General features: G+C 71.6%; 22 protein-coding genes. 8 read left to right on the top strand and 14 right to left on the bottom strand.

Translation table 11 applies throughout. The features are described 5' to 3' along the window. Positions 1 to 44: 44 nt before the first annotated feature. The 6 genes from sepX to galU form a co-directional block, all read right to left on the bottom strand. Positions 45 to 1,118 (bottom strand): divisome protein SepX/GlpR, encoded by a 1,074-nt coding sequence (gene sepX, locus AC07B0_RS21435; protein WP_356872120.1) that lies wholly within the window; start codon positions 1,116 to 1,118, stop codon positions 45 to 47. Positions 1,119 to 1,272: 154 nt separating this feature from the next. Further along, positions 1,273 to 1,887, bottom strand: a complete 615-nt coding sequence (locus tag AC07B0_RS21430; protein WP_356872122.1) for a GNAT family N-acetyltransferase — start codon at positions 1,885 to 1,887, stop codon at positions 1,273 to 1,275. Positions 1,888 to 1,904: 17 nt separating this feature from the next. Continuing rightward, positions 1,905 to 2,504: a MogA/MoaB family molybdenum cofactor biosynthesis protein gene (locus AC07B0_RS21425; protein ID WP_356872124.1), complete on the bottom strand. Its 600-nt coding sequence runs from the start codon at positions 2,502 to 2,504 to the stop codon at positions 1,905 to 1,907. Beyond that, a complete protein-coding gene (gene moaC, locus AC07B0_RS21420; protein ID WP_281207673.1) occupies positions 2,501 to 2,980 on the bottom strand; it encodes a cyclic pyranopterin monophosphate synthase MoaC in 480 nt (159 codons plus the stop codon). Before moaC ends, AC07B0_RS21425 begins: the two co-directional genes overlap by 4 nt. Before the next feature lie 71 nt (positions 2,981 to 3,051). Next, the gene (gene glp / locus AC07B0_RS21415; protein ID WP_467296242.1) at positions 3,052 to 4,392 is read right to left on the bottom strand and encodes a molybdotransferase-like divisome protein Glp; all 1,341 of its coding nucleotides are present in this window, start codon (positions 4,390 to 4,392) and stop codon (positions 3,052 to 3,054) included. A 4-nt stretch (positions 4,393 to 4,396) separates the two neighbouring features. After that, on the bottom strand, positions 4,397 to 5,299 hold the full coding sequence (gene galU, locus AC07B0_RS21410; RefSeq protein ID WP_356872128.1) for a UTP--glucose-1-phosphate uridylyltransferase GalU: 903 nt from the start codon (positions 5,297 to 5,299) through the stop codon (positions 4,397 to 4,399). 94 nt (positions 5,300 to 5,393) lie between these two features. On the opposite strand from galU, the gene AC07B0_RS21405 reads away from it, so the two are divergent. Then, complete coding sequence (locus AC07B0_RS21405; RefSeq protein ID WP_356872130.1) at positions 5,394 to 6,017, top strand: 5-formyltetrahydrofolate cyclo-ligase; 624 nt, start codon at positions 5,394 to 5,396, stop codon at positions 6,015 to 6,017. Here the strand turns inward: AC07B0_RS21405 and AC07B0_RS21400 are convergent. Next, positions 6,014 to 8,914, bottom strand: coding sequence for a penicillin acylase family protein (locus AC07B0_RS21400; RefSeq protein ID WP_469380479.1), 2,901 nt, complete (start codon positions 8,912 to 8,914; stop codon positions 6,014 to 6,016). The two genes, AC07B0_RS21405 and AC07B0_RS21400, sit on opposite strands and share 4 nt — an antisense overlap. Positions 8,915 to 9,231: 317 nt before the next feature. On the opposite strand from AC07B0_RS21400, the gene AC07B0_RS21395 reads away from it, so the two are divergent. From AC07B0_RS21395 to AC07B0_RS21365, 7 genes are all read left to right on the top strand, one after another. After that, on the top strand, positions 9,232 to 10,692 hold the full coding sequence (locus AC07B0_RS21395; protein ID WP_356872450.1) for a potassium/proton antiporter: 1,461 nt from the start codon (positions 9,232 to 9,234) through the stop codon (positions 10,690 to 10,692). A gap of 415 nt (positions 10,693 to 11,107) precedes the next feature. After that, positions 11,108 to 12,442, top strand: a complete 1,335-nt coding sequence (locus AC07B0_RS21390; protein ID WP_356872134.1) for an MFS transporter — start codon at positions 11,108 to 11,110, stop codon at positions 12,440 to 12,442. 67 nt (positions 12,443 to 12,509) lie between these two features. Then, entirely contained in the window at positions 12,510 to 12,824 is a 315-nt protein-coding gene (locus AC07B0_RS21385; protein ID WP_356872136.1) for an FmdB family zinc ribbon protein, read from the top strand. Positions 12,825 to 12,902: 78 nt separating this feature from the next. Further along, positions 12,903 to 13,736, top strand: coding sequence for an S-methyl-5'-thioadenosine phosphorylase (locus tag AC07B0_RS21380; RefSeq protein WP_478898721.1), 834 nt, complete (start codon positions 12,903 to 12,905; stop codon positions 13,734 to 13,736). A 207-nt stretch (positions 13,737 to 13,943) separates the two neighbouring features. Next, complete coding sequence (locus tag AC07B0_RS21375; protein ID WP_356872140.1) at positions 13,944 to 14,507, top strand: carboxymuconolactone decarboxylase family protein; 564 nt, start codon at positions 13,944 to 13,946, stop codon at positions 14,505 to 14,507. A gap of 474 nt (positions 14,508 to 14,981) precedes the next feature. Then, complete coding sequence (locus tag AC07B0_RS21370) at positions 14,982 to 15,242, top strand: hypothetical protein (RefSeq protein WP_478865392.1); 261 nt, start codon at positions 14,982 to 14,984, stop codon at positions 15,240 to 15,242. Between the two features lie 174 nt (positions 15,243 to 15,416). Beyond that, a complete protein-coding gene (locus AC07B0_RS21365; RefSeq protein WP_467296355.1) occupies positions 15,417 to 15,869 on the top strand; it encodes a large conductance mechanosensitive channel protein MscL in 453 nt (150 codons plus the stop codon). A gap of 13 nt (positions 15,870 to 15,882) precedes the next feature. Here AC07B0_RS21365 and AC07B0_RS21360 read toward each other — a convergent pair whose 3' ends face one another. From AC07B0_RS21360 to AC07B0_RS21330, 7 genes are all read right to left on the bottom strand, one after another. Continuing rightward, a complete protein-coding gene (locus tag AC07B0_RS21360; protein WP_356872146.1) occupies positions 15,883 to 16,095 on the bottom strand; it encodes a hypothetical protein in 213 nt (70 codons plus the stop codon). 61 nt (positions 16,096 to 16,156) lie between these two features. Further along, a complete protein-coding gene (locus AC07B0_RS21355; RefSeq protein WP_356872148.1) occupies positions 16,157 to 17,584 on the bottom strand; it encodes a NarK family nitrate/nitrite MFS transporter in 1,428 nt (475 codons plus the stop codon). A 2-nt stretch (positions 17,585 to 17,586) separates the two neighbouring features. Next, complete coding sequence (locus AC07B0_RS21350; protein ID WP_356872150.1) at positions 17,587 to 17,955, bottom strand: hypothetical protein; 369 nt, start codon at positions 17,953 to 17,955, stop codon at positions 17,587 to 17,589. Continuing rightward, positions 17,952 to 18,611 carry a QcrA and Rieske domain-containing protein gene (locus tag AC07B0_RS21345; protein WP_356872151.1) on the bottom strand — a complete coding sequence of 220 codons (660 nt, stop codon included), beginning with the start codon at positions 18,609 to 18,611 and terminating at the stop codon, positions 17,952 to 17,954. The genes AC07B0_RS21350 and AC07B0_RS21345 overlap by 4 nt, the downstream gene beginning before the upstream one ends. Beyond that, positions 18,608 to 19,207: a 4Fe-4S dicluster domain-containing protein gene (locus AC07B0_RS21340; RefSeq protein ID WP_356872153.1), complete on the bottom strand. Its 600-nt coding sequence runs from the start codon at positions 19,205 to 19,207 to the stop codon at positions 18,608 to 18,610. Before AC07B0_RS21340 ends, AC07B0_RS21345 begins: the two co-directional genes overlap by 4 nt. 6 nt (positions 19,208 to 19,213) lie before the next feature. Next, the gene (locus tag AC07B0_RS21335) at positions 19,214 to 21,532 is read right to left on the bottom strand and encodes a molybdopterin oxidoreductase family protein (RefSeq protein ID WP_478898720.1); all 2,319 of its coding nucleotides are present in this window, start codon (positions 21,530 to 21,532) and stop codon (positions 19,214 to 19,216) included. Next, on the bottom strand, positions 21,529 to 22,629 hold the full coding sequence (locus AC07B0_RS21330) for an MFS transporter (RefSeq protein WP_478865390.1): 1,101 nt from the start codon (positions 22,627 to 22,629) through the stop codon (positions 21,529 to 21,531). Before AC07B0_RS21330 ends, AC07B0_RS21335 begins: the two co-directional genes overlap by 4 nt. Positions 22,630 to 22,635: the final 6 nt, after the last annotated feature.

Here is a 22,635-nt window from a genome sequence, read left to right as displayed (position 1 = left end):
GTGCTCCAAAACGGGTTGTCGGGAGCGTCCGCGCAGGTCACCGATCACTCGTTCGCGGCGCGCGGCCGGTCCTCGCCCTCGTACTGGTCGAAGAGCGGGGTGCGGCCCCGGTCGCGGCCGCGGGGGCGCGGGGTGGCGGCGGCCTGGGGCCGCGGGTCCGGCTTCGGCTCCGGCGCGGGCACCGGCTCCGGCCTGGGCTCCGTCTTCGGCTTCGGGACCCCGGGCTGGGCGCGCAGCCGGGGCTCCGTGGGCTCGGCGGTGCTGGAGCGGGTCGCGCTCCAGGCGTCGGGGGCGGCCGGGCCGGTGGCGCGCGGGGCGACGGGGGCCGTCACGTAGGTCGGCAGCGGAACCGGGACCGGCTCCCAGCTGTCGCCGCGCGCGGGACCGCGTTCGCGCTCGCGCTGCTGGTCCACCCACTCGGCGTGGTCGGTCTGTTCGACGAGCGCCCGGCGCCCGGCCTCCTGGGGGGAGACCGGTGGCGCAGGGTCCGGTTCGGCCGCGCCCGCGGCGGCGGAGTCCTCGGAGGTCCGGCGGCGGGGGCGGTTCTCGCGCAGGTTGCGGGCGGCGGCCTCGGCGCGGCGCCGGTCCATCGTGAACTCGTAGCGGCGGCGCTCCTGGACGCGCAGGTGCACGATGTACGCGCTCAGCAGCAGGGCGGGCACCGCGGGCGCCCACAGGTACTGGAGTCCGCCGACGGCGGCGACGATCGCGCCGGCGCTGAAGGCGAGGAAGAGCAGCGCGGTGGTGCGCCGGCGGCGCGCGAGCACCTGGAGGCGCTGCTGGCGCCGCACCCGTTCGGCCTCGGCGAACCTCGGCTCGGTCCTGGTCGGGGGCACGCCGAAGGCCCGGGCGTCGGCGTCCACGGAATTCACCGTTTCCGTCGCGGCGTCCGGGTCCGCGTGGGGCTGGGGCTCCGCCTGTTCGTCACCGCGCTCACGCAGCCCCTTGGCGTAACGGCGCTCCATTCCCGCCCGGCCGGAAAGCAGCCGGATGGCAGTGGAGAAGCGTTCCGTCGGACGGGCTTCGTTCAGCTCGTCCTGCCTCCGGAGCCACATGGGCACCAAGTAGGCGGCCCAGGCCCCGACAATGACTGCGTAGATGAGGCCGCTGCTGCTCACACCCCACACCGTAGAGGGGCGCGGGCGGGGGGATCAGCCAATTGAGCCGGTGTGTCGCACGATCAGGCTGATATCACGGACTTTTTTTCCGATTCTTCGGATCAGGTTATGGGCGAATCGGCAAGAATTCGAACGCCTTTGCGATAACCGGGTTTCAGGCGTTCGCCGGGGGGCTTTCCTGCGGCCTCGTGCGGTGCCAGCGGCGCAGCAGTCCCTCCGGGACCTCCTCCAGGGTCAGCGCGTAGACGAGGTGGTCCCGCCAGGCGCCGTCGATGTGCAGGTACCGCGGCCGCAGGCCCTCCTCGCGGAAGCCGAGCTTCTCCACGACGCGGCGGCTCGGACCGTTCTCCGGGCGGATGCACACCTCGATGCGGTGCAGCCCGACCTTCCCGAAGCAGTGGTCCACGGCGAGCGCGACGGCCGTCGGCATCACCCCGCGCCCGGCCACGTCCCGGTCCACCCAGTAGCCCACGTGGGCGGCGCACATCGAGCCCCAGGTGATCCCGGCGACCGTCAGCTGGCCGACGAGGCGCCCCTCGTACTCGATGACGAAGGGCAGCATCCGGCCCGCGTTGGCCTCCGCCCGCAGGTGGCGGACCATCTGCCGGTACGTCGGCCGGTGGATGACCGGGCCCCACGGCGCGGGCGGCGGGATCGTCGCCTCCCACGGCCGCAGCCATTCGCGGTTCCGCCGGTTGACCTCGCGCCAGGCGCGCTGGTCCCGGAGCTTTATCGGCCGGAGCGTGACATCGCCGTCCGCCAGTGCCACCGGCCAGGACGGGCCGTTCAGCTCGGGCTCCCGGGAGCCGGCGCGGGTCTGGGGTGGTCGCCGCCGCGGATCTGGTCGACGGCGTGCGGCAGGATCCGCGCCAGCACGGCGAGGCCGTCCTTCACCCCGCCCGTCGAGCCGGGCAGGTTCACGATCAGGGTGCGGCCGGCGACGCCCGCCAGGCCCCGGGACAGCGCGGCGGTCGGCACCTTCGCGAGGCCCTCGGCGCGGATGGCCTGCGGGATGCCGGGGATCTCGTAGTCCAGTACGCGGGCGGTGGCGTCCGGGGTCCGGTCGGTCGGCGAGATGCCCGTGCCGCCCGTGGTCAGGACGACGTCGTACCCGGCGGCCACGCCCTCGCGCAGCGCCTGTTCGACGGGATCGCCGTCCGGGACCACGCGCGGGCCGTCCACCTCGAAGCCGAGCCCCTCCAGCGCCTCGGCGAGCAGCGGGCCGCCCCGGTCGGCGTAGACGCCCTGCGAGGCACGGTTGGAGGCGGTGACCACCAGGGCGCGCGGCGCGGGCGCCGGGGCGGCGGGCCGACCCGCCGCGGTCCAGGCCTCGCCGGCCACCGGCGGCACGTGGCTGTGCACCTCGCCGCCGCGGGGGGCGTTCATCCCCGGCTCCAGTCGCCGGACTTGCCGCCGGTCTTCTCCTCCACCCGGACGTCGGTGATGACCGCGCCCTTGTCGACCGCCTTCACCATGTCGATCACGGTGAGTCCGGCGACCGCGACGGCGGTCAGCGCCTCCATCTCGACGCCCGTGCGGTCGGTCGTCTTCACGGTGGCGAGGATCTCGACGGCGTCGTCGGCGACCGAGAGGTCGACCTTCACCCCGGAGACCGCCAGCGGGTGGCACAGCGGGATCAGGTCGGGGGTCTTCTTGGCCCCCATGATCCCGGCGATCCGCGCGGTGGCGAGGGCGTCGCCCTTCGGCACGCCCTCGCCGCGCAGCAGCTCGATCACCCGGGGCGAGACGAGGACGCGTCCGCTGGCGCGGGCCGTCCGGGTGGTGACGTCCTTCGCCGAGACGTCGACCATCCGGGCCGCGCCGGCCTCGTCGATGTGGGTGAGCCTGCTCTCGGTACTCATGCTGTGCCGCTCCGCTCTGGGTCCCGGGGGACCTGTGTGGTGCGACACACGCTACCCGCCCGGGCGGGTGGTCAGCCGAGCAGGATCACTTCCAGCTCGGTGCCCGGCTCGACCGAGGTGACGTCCTCCGGTACGACGATCAGGGAGTCGGCGTGCGCCAGCGCGGCGATCAGGTGCGAGCCCGATCCGCCGACCGGGGAGACCGTGCCGGTGCCGGCGTCGTACGTGCCGCGCAGGAACTGCCTGCGGCCGGACGGGGAGCCGATCGCCTTGTCGCTGCGGAGCCCGGCGCGCACGCTCGGCCGGCTGACCTCGGTGGCGGGCAGGCCCATCAGCGCCCGGATCGCGGGGCGCACGAACAGCTCGAAGGAGACGTACGAGGACACGGGGTTGCCGGGCAGCGCGAGCAGCGGGGTGTGGTCGGGGCCGACGGTGCCGAAGCCCTGGGGCTTGCCGGGCTGCATGGCGAGCTTGCGGAAGTCGACGTTCCCGGCCTCCACGGCCGCGTCGCCGGCCGAGACGGAGGTCAGGGCCTCCTTGACGACGTCGTACGCGCCGACGCTGACGCCGCCGGTGGTGACCAGCAGGTCGGCGCGGATCAGCTGGTCCTCGATGGTGGACCGCAGGGTGTCGGCGTCGTCCGCGACGGCACCGACCCGGTAGGCGATGGCCCCGGCATCGCGCGCGGCCGCGGCCAGCGCGAAGCTGTTGGAGTCGTAGATCGTCCCGGCGGTCAGCGCCTCACCCGGCTGGACCAGTTCGCTGCCGGTGGACAGGACGACCACCCGGGGCCGCGGCCGGACCCGGACCGTGCCGCGTCCGATGGCGGCCAGCAGGGCGATCTGCGGCGGGCCGAGGACGGTCCCGGCGGCCAGCGCCAGGTCTCCGGCCTGTACGTCGCTGCCGCGGGCCCGGACGTGCGCCCTCGCCTCGGCCGCGCGGTGGACCCGTACCTCGCCGCCCGCGCCCTCGGGCGCGGTGCTGGCCGGGGTCATCCCGGAGGCCGCGCCGCCACCCGTGCCGCCGTCGGTCCACTCGACCGGTACGACGGCTTCCGCGCCGGGGGGCAGCGGGGCGCCGGTCATGATGCGGGCGGCCTGGCCGGGGCCGACGGTGGGCAGGTCACCGCTGCCGGCCGCCACGTCCCCGATGACCGCGAGCACCGCGGGGAACTCCTCGCTCGCACCCTGGACGTCGGCCGTGCGGACGGCGTAGCCGTCCATGGAGCTGTTGTCGAAGGGCGGGAGGGCGACGGGCACGGTGACGTCCTCGACCAGGACACAGCCCTGGGCGTCGAGCAGCTGGAGCTCGATGGGCTCCAGCGGCCGGACGGCGGCGAGTACGTCCGCGAGGTGCTCGTCCACCGACCACAGACGCTGGTGGCCGGTGTCCTGCGGTGCGGGACTGCTCAAGGTGCTACATCTCCTCCGTGACGTAACGGTGAAGCCAGGTGCGGAACTCCGGGCCGAGGTCCTCGCGCTCGCAGGCGAGTCGGACGATGGCCCGCAGGTAGTCCCCTCGGTCCCCGGTGTCGTAGCGGCGGCCGCGGAAGACCACGCCGTGCACCGGACCGCCCACGCTCTCGTCGGCGGCCAGCTTCTGCAGGGCGTCGGTGAGCTGGATCTCCCCACCGCGGCCCGGCTCGGTCTCCCGCAGTATGCCGAAGATCGCCGGGTTCAGGACGTACCGTCCGATGACCGCGTAGTTGCTGGGCGCCTCGGAGGCGTCCGGCTTCTCGACGAGACCGGTCACGCGGACGACGTCGGTGTCGTCCGTCGGCTCGACGGCGGCGCAGCCGTAGAGGTGGACGCTGGCCGGGTCGACCTCCATCAGCGCGACGACGGTGCCGCCGGTGCGCGCCTGGATGTCGACCATCTGGCGCAGCAGCGGGTCACGCGGGTCGATGAGGTCGTCGCCGAGCAGGACGGCGAAGGGTTCGCTGCCCACGTGGGGCTCGGCGCAGAGCACGGCGTGACCCAGGCCCCGCGGGTCGCCCTGGCGGACGTAGTGCATGGTCGCCAGGTCGCTGGACTCCTGGACCTTCTTCAGCCGGTCGTCGTCGCCCTTGGCGATGAGCGCCGACTCCAGCTCGTAGTTCCGGTCGAAATGGTCTTCGAGGGCCCGCTTGTTACGTCCTGTGATCATGAGTACGTCGTCCAGGCCGGCCGACACGGCCTCCTCCACGACGTACTGGATGGCCGGCTTGTCCACGACCGGGAGCATTTCCTTGGGGGTCGCCTTGGTCGCCGGGAGGAACCGAGTGCCGAGGCCCGCGGCCGGAATGACGGCCTTTTTGATCACGGGGTGCGACTGAGTCATGGGCAGAACGATAGTGGGTCCGGCCGAACACCTCGTGAGATTACGGTGAATACCTCCCGTTATGCCCGAATGAGCAAGGAATTGAGACTCAACTGTGGTAGAAAATCCGCCCGAAAACGGACCCCGGACGCCCGAGAAGGCCTCCCTGCGCCGGGAACTGCTCGCCGCCCGTCGTGCCTTGTCCCCCGAGGCGCGCCGGACGGCCGCCCGCGCGCTCGCCCGCACCGCCCTCGCGCTGCCCGAACTGGCCGGTGCGCGCACGGTGGCCGCGTACGTCTCCGTGGGCGGCGAGCCGGGCACGCGTGACCTGCTCGACGCGCTGCGGGCCGCCGGGAAGCGGGTGCTGCTGCCCCTGCTGCTGCCCGACAACGACCTCGACTGGGCGCGGTACGAGGGGCCGGACGGCCTCGCCGAGACCGCGCACCCCGGCAAGATGCGGCTGCTGGAGCCCGCCGGGCCGCGGCTCGGGCCGGACGCGGTGACCGGGGCGGACGCCGTCCTGCTGCCCGGGCTCGCGGTGGACGGGCGCGGCATGCGGCTCGGGCGCGGGGGCGGCTCGTACGACCGGGTGCTGGCGCGGCTGGAGCGGGCCGGGGTCCATCCGGCGCTGGTGGTGCTCCTCTACGACGAAGAGGTGGTCGCGCGGGTCCCGGAGGAACCGCACGACCACCCCGTCCAGGCGGTCGCCACCCCGTCGGGGGTGGTGCGCTTCGGCTAGTTCGGCTTCAGCGTCAGGGTCTCGACCGTCGCCTTGTCGACGGCCGCCTTCCCGAAGGGCCAGTCCAGGAGCTCGCCCTTGGCCCAGAGGGTCGTCTGGTCCGTGTAGTTGGAGTGGTACGCGTGGCCGGAGGCGCCGGTGAGGTTGATCCAGCGGGACTTGTCCAGGTCGTTGAGGTTCACGACCATGCGCATCGACGGGACCCAGGTGACCCCGTACCCGCTGGAGGCGTTCCAGCCGGTCGCGTTGACGGTGGCCTCGCCGCCGCCCAGGTTCCACGGGCCGCGGTTGAGGAGCCACTGCATGAAGCCGGGGCCCTCGGTGCCGATGGTCTGGTTCTTCAGCGTCAGCTGGTGCAGCCGGCCCCAGCTCCAGGTCGACTGGTCCTTGCCGAGCTTGGCGGTCAGCTCCCAGCGGGCGTCCTCCATGGCCCGCGCGAACAGCTCGTCGCGGGTGGTGGTCGCCTTGTCGGCGCGGACCGCGGGGCTCTGCCACCACGCCGACTTCTCGTCCTTGACCAGCCTGCGGACCACCTCGAACCAGCGGTCGCCGCCGTCGGGCTGCGCCGAGTCGGGGCCGCGGGTGCCGCATTCGCGGACCAGCTCGGCGAGGTCGTCGGCGGGGCCGCGGGTCTCGTCACGGACGTTCACGCAGCTGCCCTCGACCCGCAGCTCCTTGGGCATCTTGTCGCCGAAGGCCAGCTTGAGGATGTTGCGCCAGACCGCGTTGAAGTACGCGGCTGCGGCCGAGTCGGGCTCCTGGGTGTAGTTCCAGCCCTCCAGCAGCTTCTGCGCCGAGCGCACGTCCGGGTCCGAGACCTGGATCTTCGCCAGCATCGGGGTCAGCAGCGCGGCGATCTCACTGCTGTTGTCCATCTGCATGGTGCGCATGTCGTCGGTGGAGATCTTGCCGCTGTCCTTGATCTTCGCCTCGATGAGGTCGTTGATCCGCTGGCTGCGGGCGCCGTAGCCCCAGTCGGTGGTCAGCAGGTGCGGGTACTTGCCCGCGCCGGTGCCGCTCTCCGTGACCGCCTGGTTCGCGGTGACCACGTAGCCGCGCGCCGGGTTGAGCTCCCACGGCATCTCGTTCTGCGGGATGTAGCCCGCGTTGCCGTCCTTGCCGCCCTTCCAGGCGTACTTGGGGTCCCAGCCGGGGGCGGGCATGCGGCCGTCGCCCTGGGTGCGGATCGGGATGCGGCCCGGGGCCTGGTAGCCGATGTTGCCGTTGGCGCCCTTGTTGTCGGCGTAGATCAGGTTCTGGGACGGGACCTCGAAGTCCGCGGCGGCCGCCCGGAAGCTGTTGAAGTCCTTGGCCCGGTTGAGCTTGAAGACCGCGTCCATCGACTTGCCGGGGTCCAGGGCGGTCCAGCGCAGGGCGATCGCGTAGCCGTCGCCCCGGTCGGGGGCGGAGCTGGGCACGGGGGCGCGGGAGCCGACGGTGCCGAGTTCGTCGCTGCGGTCGGAGATCAGCGGTCCGTTGTTGGTGGAGCGGACGGTGATCTTCTTGCTGGGGCCGCCCGCGACCTTGATGACCTCGTCGCGGACGGTGAAGGGCTGCGTCTTGTTGTCGAAGACGTAGCCGTCGGTCCGCACCTGCTCCAGGTAGAGGTCGGTGACGTCGGCGCCCAGGTTGGTCATGCCCCAGGCGATGTCGGCGTTGTGGCCGATGACCACGCCCGGCATGCCGGAGAAGGTGTAGCCCGCCACGTCGTACTGGCACTGGGGCGAGGCCGCCCGGCAGTGCAGGCCCATCTGGTACCAGACCGAGGGCAGCTGCGGGGAGAGGTGCGGGTCGTTCGCGAGGAGGGGCTTGCCGGTGGTCGTGTACTTGCCCGAGATGACCCAGGAGTTCGAACCGATGCCGCTGCCGTTGGGGCCGAGGATGGCCGGGATCTCGTCCAGGGTCTTGGAGAGGGCGGTCAGCTGCGTGCGCAGGCCGACGCTCGCGCCCTGGGCGGTGGCGTTGCCGGCGAGCCCGGTGGGGGTGCCGCCGTGGGGGGCGGCCTGCGAGCCGGTACCGGTACCCGTGCCGGTTCCGGTGCCCGTACCCGTGCCGGCGCCGTTGGACGTGCCGGTTCCGGTGCCGGTACCCGTACCCGTGCCGGTGCCCGTACCCGTACCCGTGGCCGGGGTGCCCTGGGGGGCGAACTTGCCGCCCGCGACCGTGCCGCCCTCGACGATCGGCTTGTTCCGGTCGAAGGGGTACGGCGGGTAGAGCTCGTCGATCTGCGCCTGCGACAGCTTGTTCGCCATCAGCGAGCGGTCGATCTCGTCCTGCATGTTGCCGCGCAGGTCCCAGGCCATCGCCTTGAGCCAGGCCACCGAGTCCACCGGCGACCACTGCTCCGGCGCGTAGCCCTCGCTCAGCTTGAGGGTCGCGTGCTCGACGGAGAGGTCCTTGCCGGACTTCCCCTTCAGGTACGCGTTGACCCCGTCGGCGTAGGCCTGGAGGTACTTCTTCGTCTCGGGCGAGAGCTTGGTGTCGTACTCGGCCTGCGCGACCTGCCGCCAGCCCAGCGTGCGCAGGAAGGCGTCCGTCTCCACCTGCCCGGAGCCGAACATCTCGGAGAGACGGCCGGAGGTCATGTGGCGGCGTACGTCCATCTCCCAGAACCGGTCCTGGGCGTGCACGAAGCCCTGGGCGCGGAAGAGGTCCTCGTCGTTGTCGGCGTAGAGCTGGGGGATCCCGTGCTCGTCGCGCTTCACGTCGACGGTCCCGGTCAGGCCTGGAACCTTCAGGGAGCCGGTCGTCTGCGGGAACGAGGCGCGCACGGTGTCCGCGCTCCAGTACGCGCCGTAGCCGAGGCCCGCCAAGAGCGCCAGGACCATGACGAGCACGAGCAGGCGTGCGCGTCGTCCCTTCTTCTTGACGGAAGGTCCGGATTCGTTGGCGGGCATCGCTGTCCTTAGAGGGGCAGGGTGGTCCTGGGAGTACTGGGAGCAACCATAGGCGCAGACCCGGGTGCGTTGATCCGCCAGGGGTCGAGGGGCTGCCCGGCCCGACCGGGATGTCCGGTCCCGGGTGCCGAGGACAAGGCCGGTGCGGCGTTTCACAATGTGAGGAGCGCGTTAAGGAAGCGTCAAAGATTAGGTAAGGTAACGAAGTACTTGCCGAACGCGCCCTCGGGAGGAACGATCCGCCGGGCGGCGCCTTGAGGAAGGGCCGCCCGCTGACTGTCCACACGCTCAATGAGCTCCTGCTGGTCTGCTCGCTCGTGCTGCTCGTCGCGGTCGCGGCGGTACGCGTCTCCTCGCGAAGCGGTCTCCCCAGCCTGCTCATCTACCTCGGCATAGGCGTCGCGATAGGCCAGGACGGCATCGGCAACGTCGTTTTCGACAACGCCGAGCTGACGCAGGTCATCGGCTACGCCGCGCTCGTCGTGATCCTCGCCGAGGGCGGTCTGGGCACCAAGTGGAAAGAGATCAAACCCGCGCTGCCGGCCGCGGTCATGCTGTCGCTCGTGGGCGTCGCGATCAGCGTGGGCGTCACGGCGGCGGGCGCGCACTACCTGGTCGGGCTGGAGTGGCGCCAGGCCCTGCTGATCGGCGCGGTCGTCTCCTCGACCGACGCGGCGGCCGTCTTCTCCGTCCTGCGGAAGGTCCCCCTCCCCTCCCGGATCACGGGTGTGCTGGAGGCCGAGTCCGGCTTCAACGACGCTCCCGTCGTCATCCTGGTGGTGGCCTTCGCGACGGTCGGGCCCGTGGACGAGTGGTACGTCCTGATCGGCAAGATCGCGCTGGAGCTGGCGATCGGCGCCGCCATCGGCCTCACGGTGGGCTTCCTCGGCTCGTACGGGCTGCGGCACGTGGCCCTGCCCGCCTCGGGCCTCTACCCGATCGCGGTGATGGCCATCGCGATCACGGCGTACGCGGCCGGCGCGATGGCCCACGGCTCCGGCTTCCTCGCGGTGTACCTGGCCGCGATGGTGCTCGGGAACTCCAAGCTGCCGCACTGGCCGGCGACGCGGGGGTTCGCGGACGGACTCGGCTGGATCGCGCAGATCGGCATGTTCGTGCTGCTGGGCCTGCTGGTCACCCCGCACGAGCTGGTCCACGACTTCTGGCCCGCCGTGATCATCGGCCTGGTGCTGACGATGGTGGCGCGGCCCCTGGAGGTCTTCGTCAGCCTGCTGCCCTTCCGGATCCCCTGGCAGGAGCAGGCCCTGATGTCGTGGGCGGGGCTGCGCGGTGCGGTCCCCATCATCCTGGCGACCATTCCCATGGTGTCCGGGATCGAGGGCAGCGACCGGGTCTTCAACATCGTCTTCGTCCTCGTCGTCGTCTACACCCTGGTGCAGGGACCGACGCTGCCGTGGCTGGCGCGCAAGCTGGAGCTCGGCGACACCGACGAGGCCGCCTCGGACCTCGGGATCGAGTCGGCGCCGCTGGAGAAGCTGCGCGGGCACCTGCTGTCCTTCTCGATCCCGCCCGCCTCGCGCATGCACGGCGTGGAGGTCGGCGAGCTGCGACTGCCCGCGGGGGCCTCCGTGACCCTCGTGGTCCGGGACGCGAAGAGCTTCGTACCGGCGCCGTCGACCGTGCTGCGGCGCGGGGACGACCTGCTGGTGGTCGCCACGGACCCGGTGCGGGACGCGGCGGAGGCGCGGCTGCGGGCGGTCGCGCGCGGGGGCAAGCTCGCGGGGTGGCTCGGAACCGGCGGCGCGACGTCACTCTAGGTGGCGGAGGGTGTCCGGAGCGGCCGCGCGCGTGACCGTTTTGACTTAGAGTGACGTTCTAATTCACACGGTTTCGGTGGCGTGTGCCCGCCCTTGCCCCCATATCGGTGGCAGGGGAATGCGAAATTCCAGTTAATCGCAGGTGAAGACACGAGTTGTCACCGTAATCACAGGGCGTGGTAGCGGATTCCCCTGTACGATGAAGGCACAACAGATCGAACCAACTCTGCCTGACGCAGAGCTGGCGCGACCGCAAAGCGGCCGTGGCTCCCTCCCGCAGTGGGCGCCCAGGTATCACTCGGTTCTGCGCAAGAGGACAGCTCTCGGGGCTCCCACATGTACGGGTGCGGCCGCTCACAAAGCGGCCCATCGTCCGCAGACGGGGAGTTCTACCAGGCAGCGGAAAGGCCAGGCCGTGACATCCGCGGTCACGACCGACAAGTCCGCACGACCCGGCTACGGGCAGCTCCTTCGCACGCCCGGTGCCCTCTCCTTCGTCCTCCCCGGCTTCGCCGCGCGCCTGCCCTTCGGCATGCTGACCATCAGCATCCTGCTGCTCGTCCAGCACGCCACCGGCTCCTACGGCTCCGCGGGCATCGTCGCCGCCGTCACCGGCGTCTCCATGGCCCTGTTCGCCCCGGTCATGGGCAAGTTCACCGACCGCCGCGGCCAGAGCGCCGTCCTCGTGCCGGTCGTGCTCCTGCACGCCGCCGCCGTGAGCGCGCTGACCGCGCTGGCCCTGATCGGCACCCCGCTGTGGGTGCTCGCGCTGGCCGCCGTCCCGGCCGGCGCCTCCGTCCCGCAGGTCGGACCCATGGTCCGGGCCCGCTGGGCGGCCAAGCTGGAGGGCTCCCCGCTGCTGCCGACCGCGGCCGCGTTCGAGTCCGTCACCGACGAGTTCACCTTCGTCGTCGGACCCGTCCTCGCCACCGCGCTGTGCACCGGCGTCCACCCGGCGGCCGGTCTGGCCACCGAGGCGGCCCTGACCCTGCTCGGCGGCCTGTTCTTCGCCGCCCAGCGCTCCACCGAGCCGAAGGCGGCCCCCGCCCTCGCGAACGGCGAGAAGCACGCCTCCGCGCTGTCGTTCCCGGGCCTGCGCGTCCTGATCGTCGCGTTCATCGGTATCGGCGCCGTCTTCGGCGGCATGCAGGTCTCCCTCGCCGCCTTCTCCAACGAGATCGGCAACCCCGGCGCCAACGGCCTGCTCTACGGCGTCTTCGCCGCCGGCAACATGACCGCCGGCATCGCGATGGGCGCCATCGCCTGGAAGATCGGCCCGCGCCGCCGCCTGATCCTCGGCTACATCGGCCTGACCGCCGCCGCCTCCGTCCTGTGGGCCGCCCACTCGGTGATCCTGCTGGGCGCGCTCGGCCTGGTCGTCGGCCTGTGCATCGCCCCCGCGCTGATCACCGGCTACACCATGATCGAGCAGCTCATCCCGGCCGCCTCGCGCACCGAGGCCTTCACCTGGCTGACCGGCGCGGTCGCCTTCGGTCAGGCCGGCGCCGTGACCCTGGCCGGCCGCCTGACGGACGCGCACGGGTCCTCGTACGGCTTCCTCGTGCCGCTCGTGGCCACCGCGCTCGCGCTGGCGACGCTGCTGGCGCTGCGTGCGAAGCTGGCCCCGCAGGCCCCGAGCCGGATCGTGAACTCGTCCTCGGCCGCCGTGCCGGCGGCCGCCGCGCCCGTCACCCGTAATCGGGTGAACGAGCGTGGGATCGGTCACCGCACGCCGGTGACGGTGGACTGATCCGCCGGAATACGTCACCATGGAGCGTCGTTAGCACTCATTGAGTGAGAGTGCCAGGAGGAAATTCGTGCCGACCTACCAGTACCAGTGCACCGAGTGCGGTGAGGGCCTTGAGGCCGTGCAGAAGTTCACCGATGACGCGCTGACCGTGTGCCCGAGCTGTGACGGACGCCTGAAGAAGGTGTTCTCCGCGGTCGGCATCGTCTTCAAGGGCTCCGGTTTCTACCGGAACGACAGCCGCGGCGCCTCGTCGAGCAGCACCCCTGCCTCGAAGCCGGCGTCCACGTCGTCCACGACGACGTCCACCGCTGCCGCCGCCCCTGCCGCTTCGTCCTCCTCGACGTCGTCCAGCACGGGCAGCAGCTCCAGCTCGGCTGCCTGACCTCGTACGTTCCGCCGCAAGGCCCCGCCGCCCACCACGGGCGGCGGGGCCTTGCGCGTACCCGGTTAGGGTGACGGCATGGCGAACGCAGAGATCGGTGTAATCGGCGGATCGGGCTTCTACTCCTTCCTGGAGGACGTCTCCGAGATCCAGGTGGAGACCCCGTACGGGGCCCCGAGCGACTCCCTGTACCTGGGCGAGCTGGGCGGCCGCCAGGTGGCGTTCCTGCCCCGGCACGGGCGCAGCCACACCGTGCCCCCGCACAAGATCAACTACCGGGCCAACCTGTGGGCCCTGCGCTCGGTCGGCGTCCGCCAGGTACTGGGCCCCTGCGCGGTGGGCGGCCTGCGGGCGGAGTACGGGCCGGGCACGCTGCTCGTCCCCGACCAGCTGGTGGACCGTACGAAGTCCCGCGCCCAGACCTTCTTCGACGGGGAGCCGCTGCCCGACGGGTCCGTCCCCAACGTCGTGCACACCACCTTCGCCGACCCGTACTGCCCCGTCGGGCGCTCCGTGGCCCTGGCGGCGGCGCGGGGGCGGGACTGGGAGCCGGTGGACGGCGGCACCATGGTCGTCGTCGAGGGGCCGCGGTTCTCGACGCGCGCCGAGTCCCGGTGGCACGCGGCGGCCGGCTGGTCGGTGGTCGGCATGACCGGGCACCCCGAGGCGGTCCTCGCCCGCGAGCTGGGGCTCTGCTACACGTCGATGGCGCTGGTCACGGACCTGGACGCGGGCGCCGAGACGGGCGAGGGCGTGTCCCACACCGAGGTCCTGAGGGTGTTCGGCGAGAACGTGGGACGGCTCCGCGAGGTCCTCTTCGACGCGGTGGCGGCGCTGCCGGCGACGGAGTCCCGGGACTGCCTGTGCACCCACGCCCACGACGGGTGGGACCTGGGCATCGAACTGCCGTAGGGCGGGGCGGGAGACCCGGTCGAGGGCCGGTCGAGACCCGGCACGGGACCGCCCGGCGGCCGGCTCCGGCGGGCTCCGGGGTGACCGGCCGGGCGGGTTCGCGCGTCCCGTGCGGAGGAATTCCGCGGGAGGTGTCACGTTCCGCGGGGCTCGCTTGTCCCTCTGGCGAAGGGGGCACCAAGCCCCCCCGACCGGAAGAGGCCGATCATGCCGCGCATCTCGCTCACCCCGCCGCGCACGCTCCTCGTGCGGATCGCCGCCTGGTACTCCCGCCGCACCTACGGCAAGGAGCTCGACCCCGGCCTGGCGTACGGCCACAACCCGCGCGTGCTGTTCGCGTACGTCCGCCTCGAACAGCGGGCGGCGAAGTGGAACAAGCTCGACGCAGGGCTGAAGCACCTCGCGGTGATGGCCGCCGCCGCGCGGGTCAACTGCTCCTGGTGCATGGACTTCGGCTACTGGGAGGGCCGGGAGCTGGGCCTGTCGCCGGAGAAGATCGAACGGGTGCCGCGCTGGCGGGAGGCCGGCGCCCGCGAGGCGTTCACCGGGGTGGAGCTGCTCGTCATGGAGTACGCCGAGGCCATGACCGAGACCGAGCCGACGGTCACCGACGGGCTGGCGGCGCAGCTGATCGCCCGGCTCGGTGAGGAGGCGTTCGTCGAACTGACCGCCGTGGTCGCCCTGGAGAACTTCCGCTCGCGGGTGAACAGCGCCTTCGGGCTGACCAGCCAGGGATTCGCCGAGGCCTGCACGGTGCCGTCCAGGCCCTGACGCCCCGGGCTCCGGTGGCCGGACGGTTCGGGGCCACTCGTGCGGGTGACCGCGTTGTCCACAACCTGGGGACGGTCCACAGGCGGGAGCGGGATCCGGGGCGGCGGCGGATCGTGAGGGGTGTCCGGGCACCGGCCCGGACGGCGGAACACGACCAGTTCGGCGGTGCCCACCATGTCCAGGACCTCTCCTCCTTCTCCTTCTCCTTCTCCTTCGGCTCCTTCCTCTCGTCTCTCCCCCTCGTTCCCTCATTCGCCCTCCGCGTGTCCCCCCGCGCGCCCCGTTCCCCTCTTCCCCCCGCTGCGGGTGGGGGGGAGCGGGCGCCGGCTGCGCCGCGCGGTACGGCGCCGGCGGCGTGCCGCGTCGGCCGCACTGGCCGTGGTGGCGGCCGCCCTGGCGGTCGGCGGGACCGAGGCGCGGGCCGCCCGGGGGGCACCTCCTCCCGAGGTGAAACCGCCTCCGGCGGTGGTGCGCATGGTGTCGGCTCCGGTGCGCATCGCGGACGGGGCCACGGTGGGGCTGCTGCGGCCCGGGGACCGGGTGGACGTGGTCGCCGCGGAACGCACGGGGCCGCCGCGGCTGGTGGCGGCCGGGGCGCGGGTGTCCGAAGTCCCGCGTACGGAAGGGGAGGTGGGGGAAGGCGGGGCCCTGGTGGTGCTGTCCGTGCCCCGGGAGACCGCGCGGGAACTCGTCGGTGCGGGCACGGTGACGAAGCTGGCGGTGACGTTGTGCTGAATCGCACGGACGAGCAGTCAAGTCACCGCGAGGAGGGCAGCGATTGGACACGCCCGGCCTTGACTGCCGTAGCTTTCGGAACCGTTGGCTCCGTGTTCCGTAGATGCGAAGAAAGGCTCAGTGGTGAGCGAGAAGAAGAAGGAGAGCGTCCTGGCGGGCTTCAAGGCCTTCCTGATGCGCGGCAACGTGGTCGACCTGGCGGTGGCCGTCGTCATCGGCGCCGCGTTCACGAACATCGTGAACTCACTGGTGAAGGGCATCATCAGCCCGGTGATCGGTGCCATCGGCACGAAGAACCTGGACGTCTACAAGTCCTGCATCAAGAACCCGTGCGGCGTCGGGGCGGACGGCCAGCCGACGGGGGTGGAGATCCTCTGGGGTTCGGTCCTCAACGCCACGCTGACCTTCCTGATCACCGCGGCCGTCGTGTACTTCCTGATGGTGCTGCCGATGGCGAAGTACCTCGCCAAGCAGGAGGCGCGCCGCAAGGCCAAGGAGGGCGTGCAGGAGACCATGGAGATCACCGAGCTGGAGGTCCTCAAGGAGATCCGGGACACCCTGGTCGCGCAGCGCGCGGCGAACGGCGGGGGCGCCCCCGGGGCGCCGGGGTCGCGCGACGCCTTCTGACCGCCCCGGCGGATCAGATGTGGTGCGGGGGCTTCTCGTCGAGGAAGCGGGCCAGGTCGGCCGCGCTTCCGCCGGCGGGGGCCCGCTCTCCCCAGCCGCGGTCCGTGTCGTCCGAGGACTGCTGGTCCAGCGGGTCGTCGAAGACCAGCCGGGGCCTGGGCTTGGCCGGCAGCGCCCCGGTTTCGGGCTGCGGGGGCTGCGGTTCGGAGGCGGGGGCGGTGCTCATGCCTCAAGGGTACGGCCGCCCCGGCAGCGGGCCCCGCTCCTGCCCCCGCCTCCCGCGCCGGTCAGCTGGGGGCTTCCGCGCCCTTGCGGGCGTAGAACCACCAGCACACGGCGAGGCAGGTGGCGTAGAAGCCGATGAACAGCCACAGCGCGTGCGGGACCGCCATGGCGGCGAACATCGCGGGGATGAAGAAGAAGCCGTAGGCGGCGATGGCGGAGGAGAAGCCGGTCACGGCTCCCGACTCCATCTCGGACTGCTTCAGCGCGGCCGCCTGCGCCTCGGGGCCCTTCCCCTCGGCCTCGCGCATGTGCTGGTCGCGGAAGATCACCGGGATCTGCCGGAAGGTGGAGCCGTTGCCCAGCCCGGAGAAGGCGAAGGCCGCCAGGAAGCCGATGAAGAAGGCCCAGAAGCTGCCCTGGTCGCCGCCGGCCGGAAGCGCGAAGACCACGACGACCAGGGACGCCGCCATCCCGACGAAGGACAGCATGGTCACCCTGGCGCCGCCCATCTTGTCGGAGAGCCAGCCGCCGGCCCACCGCATCAGCGCGCCGATGAACGGTCCGATCCACGCATAGGTGGTGGCCTGGTAGCCCTGGGACTCGAAGTTGTTCTTGATCAGCAGGGGCAGGCCCGCGGCGAAACCGATGAAGGAACCGAAGGTGCCCACGTAGAGCCAGGTCATCAGCCAGTTGTGCTTGCGCTTGAAGATGATCTTCTGCTGGCTGAAGGGGGCCGAGGCCACCCTGAGGTCGTTCATCAGGAACCAGGCGAGCAGCGCCATGATCACCAGAAGGGGCACCCAGAGGAAGGCGCCGTTCTGGAGCCAGATGTCGGTGTCCTTCTTCGCGTCGTGCTGCGGGCCGCCCGCCGGGGCGCCCAGTACGGCGGCGGTGACCACCAGCGGGGCCACCAGCTGGACCACGCTGACGCCCAGGTTGCCGAGGCCTCCGTTGAGGCCGTTGGCGCTGCCCTTCTCCCGTTTGGGGAAGAAGAAGCCGATGTTCGCCATCGAAGAGGCGAAGTTCGCGCCGCCGATGCCGCAGACGGCCGCGATGAGCACCAGCTCCCAGTAGGGGGTGCCGCTGTCCTGGAGCGCGAAGCCCAGCCACAGCATGGGGGCGACCAGGATGACCGTGCTGAAGGCGGTGAACCTGCGCTCGCCGAAGATCGGTCCGATGAAGGTGTACAGGATCCGGAAGGTGCCGCCGGTGATGCCGGGGATGGCGGTCAGCCAGAACAACTGCGACTTGGAGAAGGCGAAGCCGACGTCGTTCAGCTTGACCACGGTCACCGACCAGACCTGCCAGACCACGAAGCCGAGCATCAGCGCCGGGATCGACACCCACAGGTTGCGCTGGGCGACCTTGCGGCCGGTGGACTGCCAGAAGCCTTCGTCCTCGGGACGCCAGTCCCCGATGGTGGCACCCGGCTTGTAGGTCTCCGCGCGGTGCGAACGCACCGCGGACGGGGTGGGCGTGGGTATGGACATGGTCATCGGTCCTTCGGGTCGAGGAGCCACAGGCCGATCACGACCAGGAAGGACAGGACGAGGAATCCCGCCCCCCACCAGGCCGTGCCGGTGTTTCCCTTCATCCACTCGTTGACGGTCACGGTCAGCGCCCAGAGCTGTCCGATCACGACGGTGAGTGCCAGGGCCAGCCGGGCGTTGAGCTTCGAGGAGCGCTCCGGCTCCTGTTCGGTGCCGGCCCCGGGGCCGGGGCCGGTGTGCCGGATCCGCGGGTCTCCGTATCCGCTGGTGGAGCGGATCTGCGGATACCGCTCGCGCACGGGCCGGTTCAGCCGGGGCTCGGCGCTGCCGGGCCGGTACGCGGGACGGGGAGGCAGCTGCGCGTCGCTCACGTCCGCCTGCTCTCGGTCGAGGTGGCACGGTCCGCCACGGGACAGCCCAGGCGCTGGGCCATCTCCGGACGGGACTCGCCGATCTGCCGGCACAGGGCTTCCTGGGCCTGTTCCCCCGACCGGACGGTGGCGACGGCCCAGACGCTGCCGTCGGCCTGCTCGGTCAGGAGGATCCTGGGGAGGGGGCGTGGCGGCGGTCCGGCCGTCACCTCGCCGGTGCGGGCGTCGAAGACGCCTTCGTGGCAGGGGCAGTACAGCTCCCCGGCGGGGCCGCGGTCCTCGCGCCAGAGGACGCCGCAGGCCAGGTGGGTGCAGACGGCGGAGTAACCGACGAGGCTGCCGTCGGACAGCCGGACGGCCAGGGCTCGGTCCTCCTCGCCGGGGAACCGGAAGGCCACGGACTGTCCCGGGGGCAGGTCGTCGGCGACCTTCTTGGCCTCGGGCAGCCGCTCGCTGTCCCCGTGCCGGTGCAGGATGCCGGCGGCGACCCCGACCCCGCCGATGGCCAGGCCCCCGGAGACGGTGGCGACGATGCGCAGGTAGTCGCGGCGGGTGGTGAGGGAGTCGGCGCTGATCCGGTCGCGCAGCCGGTCGGCGGCGGCGTCGCCGTCCGAGTCGGGACCCGTTCCGGGTGCGGGCTGTTCGGTCACGCTCATCGGACATCCACTCCGTTGATCTCGACGACGGGCAGGCCGCCGGGAACGGGCCACTGGACCTTGTCGGCGGGTACGACCATCGCGACGCCCGTGCTGACCATGACGTCGCCGAAGACGAAGGAGTCGGCGACCTGCACGCCGGGACGCTCGGCCTGGAGCTCCTCGAGGGTTCCGTAGAAGAGGGCCCCGGTCGGGCAGACGGTGGCGCACATGGGGGCCAGGCCGTAGGCGGTGCGGTCGTAGCAGAGGTTGCACTTCATCTGGAGCTTCGCCTGGAGGTCGATCTTCGGAACTCCGAAGGGGCAGGCGTTGACGCAGTTGGCGCAGCCGATGCAGCGGGTGGTGTCGGCCTGCTGGACCACACCGTCGGCGGTGACCAGGATCGCGTCGGCCGGGCAGACCTCGGCGCAGGGGGCGACCGGATCCTCGCAGTGCATGCAGACGGTCGGGAGGGAGGCGACGGACATGCCGGGGTCGGTGTAGTCCAGGTGGATCATCGACTTGCCGCGGTGGGAATCGCATTCGCGGCAGGCGGAGACGCAGGCCTGGCACCCGATGCAGCGGCCCGGGTCGATGAAGATCGTGCGGCCCATCATGGCGCGTCAGCTCCTCTCGCCCGTGCCACGGCCCTGGGAGGACGTGGGGGGCTGGGCGTCGGTGCGTGAGACCTGCGTTTGCGGATAGGCCTGGTGGCCGGGGGCCGTGGGCGGCGCCGGAACCTCGTCGACCCGCTCCGCGGCCTCGATCCGGGCGGCGCACACCTTGTACTCGGGGATCTTGGACCGGGGATCGAGGGCGTCGATGGTCAGGGCGTTCGCGGCCGTCGGGACGGGCCAGTGATAGGGGATGAAGACCGTGTCGGGGCGGATGGCCTCGGTGACCAGGGCCGGGAAGACCTCGCTGCCCCGCCGGGTGACGACCCGGACCGGGTCGCCGTTGCGGAAGCCGTGCGAGGGGTGGACCTCCACCCAGGGCCGCGGGGTCTGTTCCACCAGGGCGCCCAGGCGGCGCGTCTGGTTCCCGGAGAGGAAGTGCGCGACGGTACGGCCGGTGGTCAGGGAGAGGGGGTACTCCTCGGTGTAGGGGTCCATCGGCGCGTGCCACTCGACGACCTGGAGGTGGACCTTCCCGTCGGGGTGGTAGGTCTTGCCGCCCTCGAACAGCCGGGGCGTGCCCGGGTGGTCGGTGGAGGGGCAGGGCCACATGATGCCGCCGGTCTCCTCCAGGCGCTCGTAGGTGATGCCGTAGTAGTCGTTGACGGTGCCGGCGGAGGCGACGCGCAGTTCCTCGAACACCTCGCGGGAGCCGGCGAAGTCGAACTTGTCGCCGACGCCGAGGCGGCGGGCGAGTTCGCACATCACCCAGGTGTCGGTGCGCACTCCGGCGGGGGGCTCCTGCGCCTTGTTGTGCTTGACAACGCGGGCCTCGGTGTTGGCCATGACGCCCTCGTCCTCCGCCCAGACGGTGACGGGGAAGACGACGTGGGCGTTGGTGGCGGTCTCGGAGAGGAAGAAGTCGAACTGGGCGTGGAATTCGAGGGTGTCGTAGCCGTCCTTGACCGCGCCGTAGTTGGGCAGGGACACGAACGGGTTGTTGCAGATCCCGATCAGGCCCCGGATCTCCTGACGCTGCATCTGCCAGACCATTTCCATCATGGAGGTTCCGGCGGGCGGCAGTTCGGACTCCTCGATGCCCCAGATCGCGCAGATCTGGCGGCGGTGCTCCTCGTTCATGATGGAGCGCCCGCCGGGCAGCAGGTCGGACTTCTGGCCGTGCTCGCGGCCGCCCTGGCCGTTGCCCTGGCCGGTGATGGTTCCGTAGCCGGCGCCCGGCTTGCCGAGGTTCCCGGTGGCGACGCACAGGTTGATGATGGAGAGACAGTTCTCGACGCCCTGCGAGTGGTGTTCGACGCCCCGCGCGTGGAAGGCCATGGCGCTCGCCGCCCGGCCGAACGTGCGGGCGACCTGGACGATCTGCTCTTCGGGGATCCCGCAGATCGCGGCGGACCGGGCGGGCGGGTAGTCCTGGACGTTCTCGCGGACCTCCTCCCAGCCGGTGGTGTGGGCGGCGAGGTAGTCCTCGTCGGCGAGTCCCTCGGCGACGATGACGTGCAGGACGGCGTTGAAGAAGGCGGAGTCGGTGCCGGGCTTGAGGGCGACGTGGATGTCGGCGGTGCGGGCGATGGCGGTCTCGCGCGGGTCGACGACGATCAGCGAGGCGCCCCGGTCCCGGGCGCCCCACACGTACTGGGTCATCACGGGGAAGCACTCCCCCACGTTGGACCCCGCGATCAGCAGGCAGTCGGTGAGGAGGATGTCCGAGAAGGGGTTCGCGGCCCGGTCGATGCCGAAGGCGAGCTTGTTGGCTCCGGCCGCGCTGACCATGCAGAGACGGCCGTTGTAGTCGACGTGCCGGGTCTTGAGGGCGACCCGGCCGAACTTGCCGACGAGGTAGGTCTTCTCGGAGTAGAGGCTGGCGCCGCCGAGGAGCCCGAAGGCGTCGTTGCCGTGGGCACCCTGGATCCGGCGGACCTCGGAGACGGTGAAGTCGAGGGCCTCGTCCCAGGAGCACTCGCGGAACTCCTCGTCGCGGGAGCGGCGCATGAGCGGGGCCGTCAGCCGGTCGGGGTGGTTGACCTGCTGGTAGGCGTTGATGCCCTTGGGGCACAGCCGCATCCGGTTGATGTCGTGGTTGCGGGGCTCCACGCCGAAGACCTTGCCGCCTCTGTCCACGCGCAGGTACATGCCGCACTGCACGCCGCAGAAGCAGCAGTGGGTGGGGACGAGCGTCTCGCCGTTCTGGTCGGCGTGCCACTGGTCGGCGGGGATGCCGCCGGCGTCGCGGAAGTTGCGGGTGCCGGGCGGGGCGATGGACGGGTCGAGCGGCAGCGGCGCCGTCTTGGCGGGGTCCGTCGCGGTCACTTGTAGCCCTTCTTGACGTGGGTCAGGTAGGCGTTGCCGCGCAGCACCCGCTTGCAGCGCGGGCAGTACTCGGCCCAGGCGTCGAAGCCGAGCTTCAGGTCCTGCATCGTGCCGCGCAGGTTCTCCACGTACGGGGTGGTGTCGATGGGCTCGCCGCAGCGCTTGCAGGCGAAGACCTGCTCGTCCTGGCGGGCGGTGTACTTGAAGAGCTGCATGCCGACGGCGGCCGGCCGCTGCACGATGTGGAAGAACTTCCCGAAGGGGATGTAGATGAGGGTGAAGACCACCGACACCATGTGCAGGATCGCCAGGAACTCGTAGCCGCCGCCGTGCAGGAAGATCGACGAGAAGGTCAGCAGCAGCCCGGTCACCGAGATGACGATCAGGCAGATCAGCGGGAGCAGGTCGTAGGCGAAGCGCTGGCCGGTGATGGCCCCGCGGTCCTTCATGCGGCGCCACAGGAAGTACGAGGCCCCGGGGATGACGAGGACGGCGGCGATGTCCAGGCCGTGGAACATCAGCCAGCCCAGGACGTTCAGCGAGTCGAAGCCGAGGACCTTGAACCCCCAGACCCGCATCTCGTACCCGGGCCCGGAGCCGCTGTCGGCGGTGAAGGTGAACCAGCCCCAGGTCAGGGGGAAGGTGATCGCGGCGGCCAGCAGGCAGCCCCAGAAGATCAGCTGGTGTGCGGCCCAGCGGCCGCGCGAGCGGGCGCCGAGGAACTTCTGGAAGCCGAGGTAGGTGGCGATCATCTTCGGCAGGGCCGTGGGCGCCTTCTTGAAGTTGGCCGCCGAGAAGAAGCTGCCGAAGCCCTTCTTGAAGAGGCGTCGCGCGCCGGGCGCCGAGACCCAGACCGTGTACCGGTAGGCCACGCCGAAGGCCAGGAAGACCGTCGCGACGGCGTACGGCAGCAGGGCGGAGTCGAAGTCCCGCAGGAGGCGGCTGCCGAGCACGATCGCGGCGATGAGCAGGAGCGAGACGACGACTCCGGCCAGGGTGGCCCGTGCGGTGACGGGCCGTCCGGCCGGAGGCGGGGGCTCCGGGGGGCCGGGCGGGGGTGGCGGGGCGTCGGCGAGTACTTCCGTGGGCTCGGACACAGCACC

This window comes from Streptomyces sp. NPDC044704 (genome assembly GCF_056433525.1).
The sequence above is the reverse complement of the archived record's forward strand: the minus strand, read 5'-3'. Positions and strand labels throughout refer to the sequence as shown.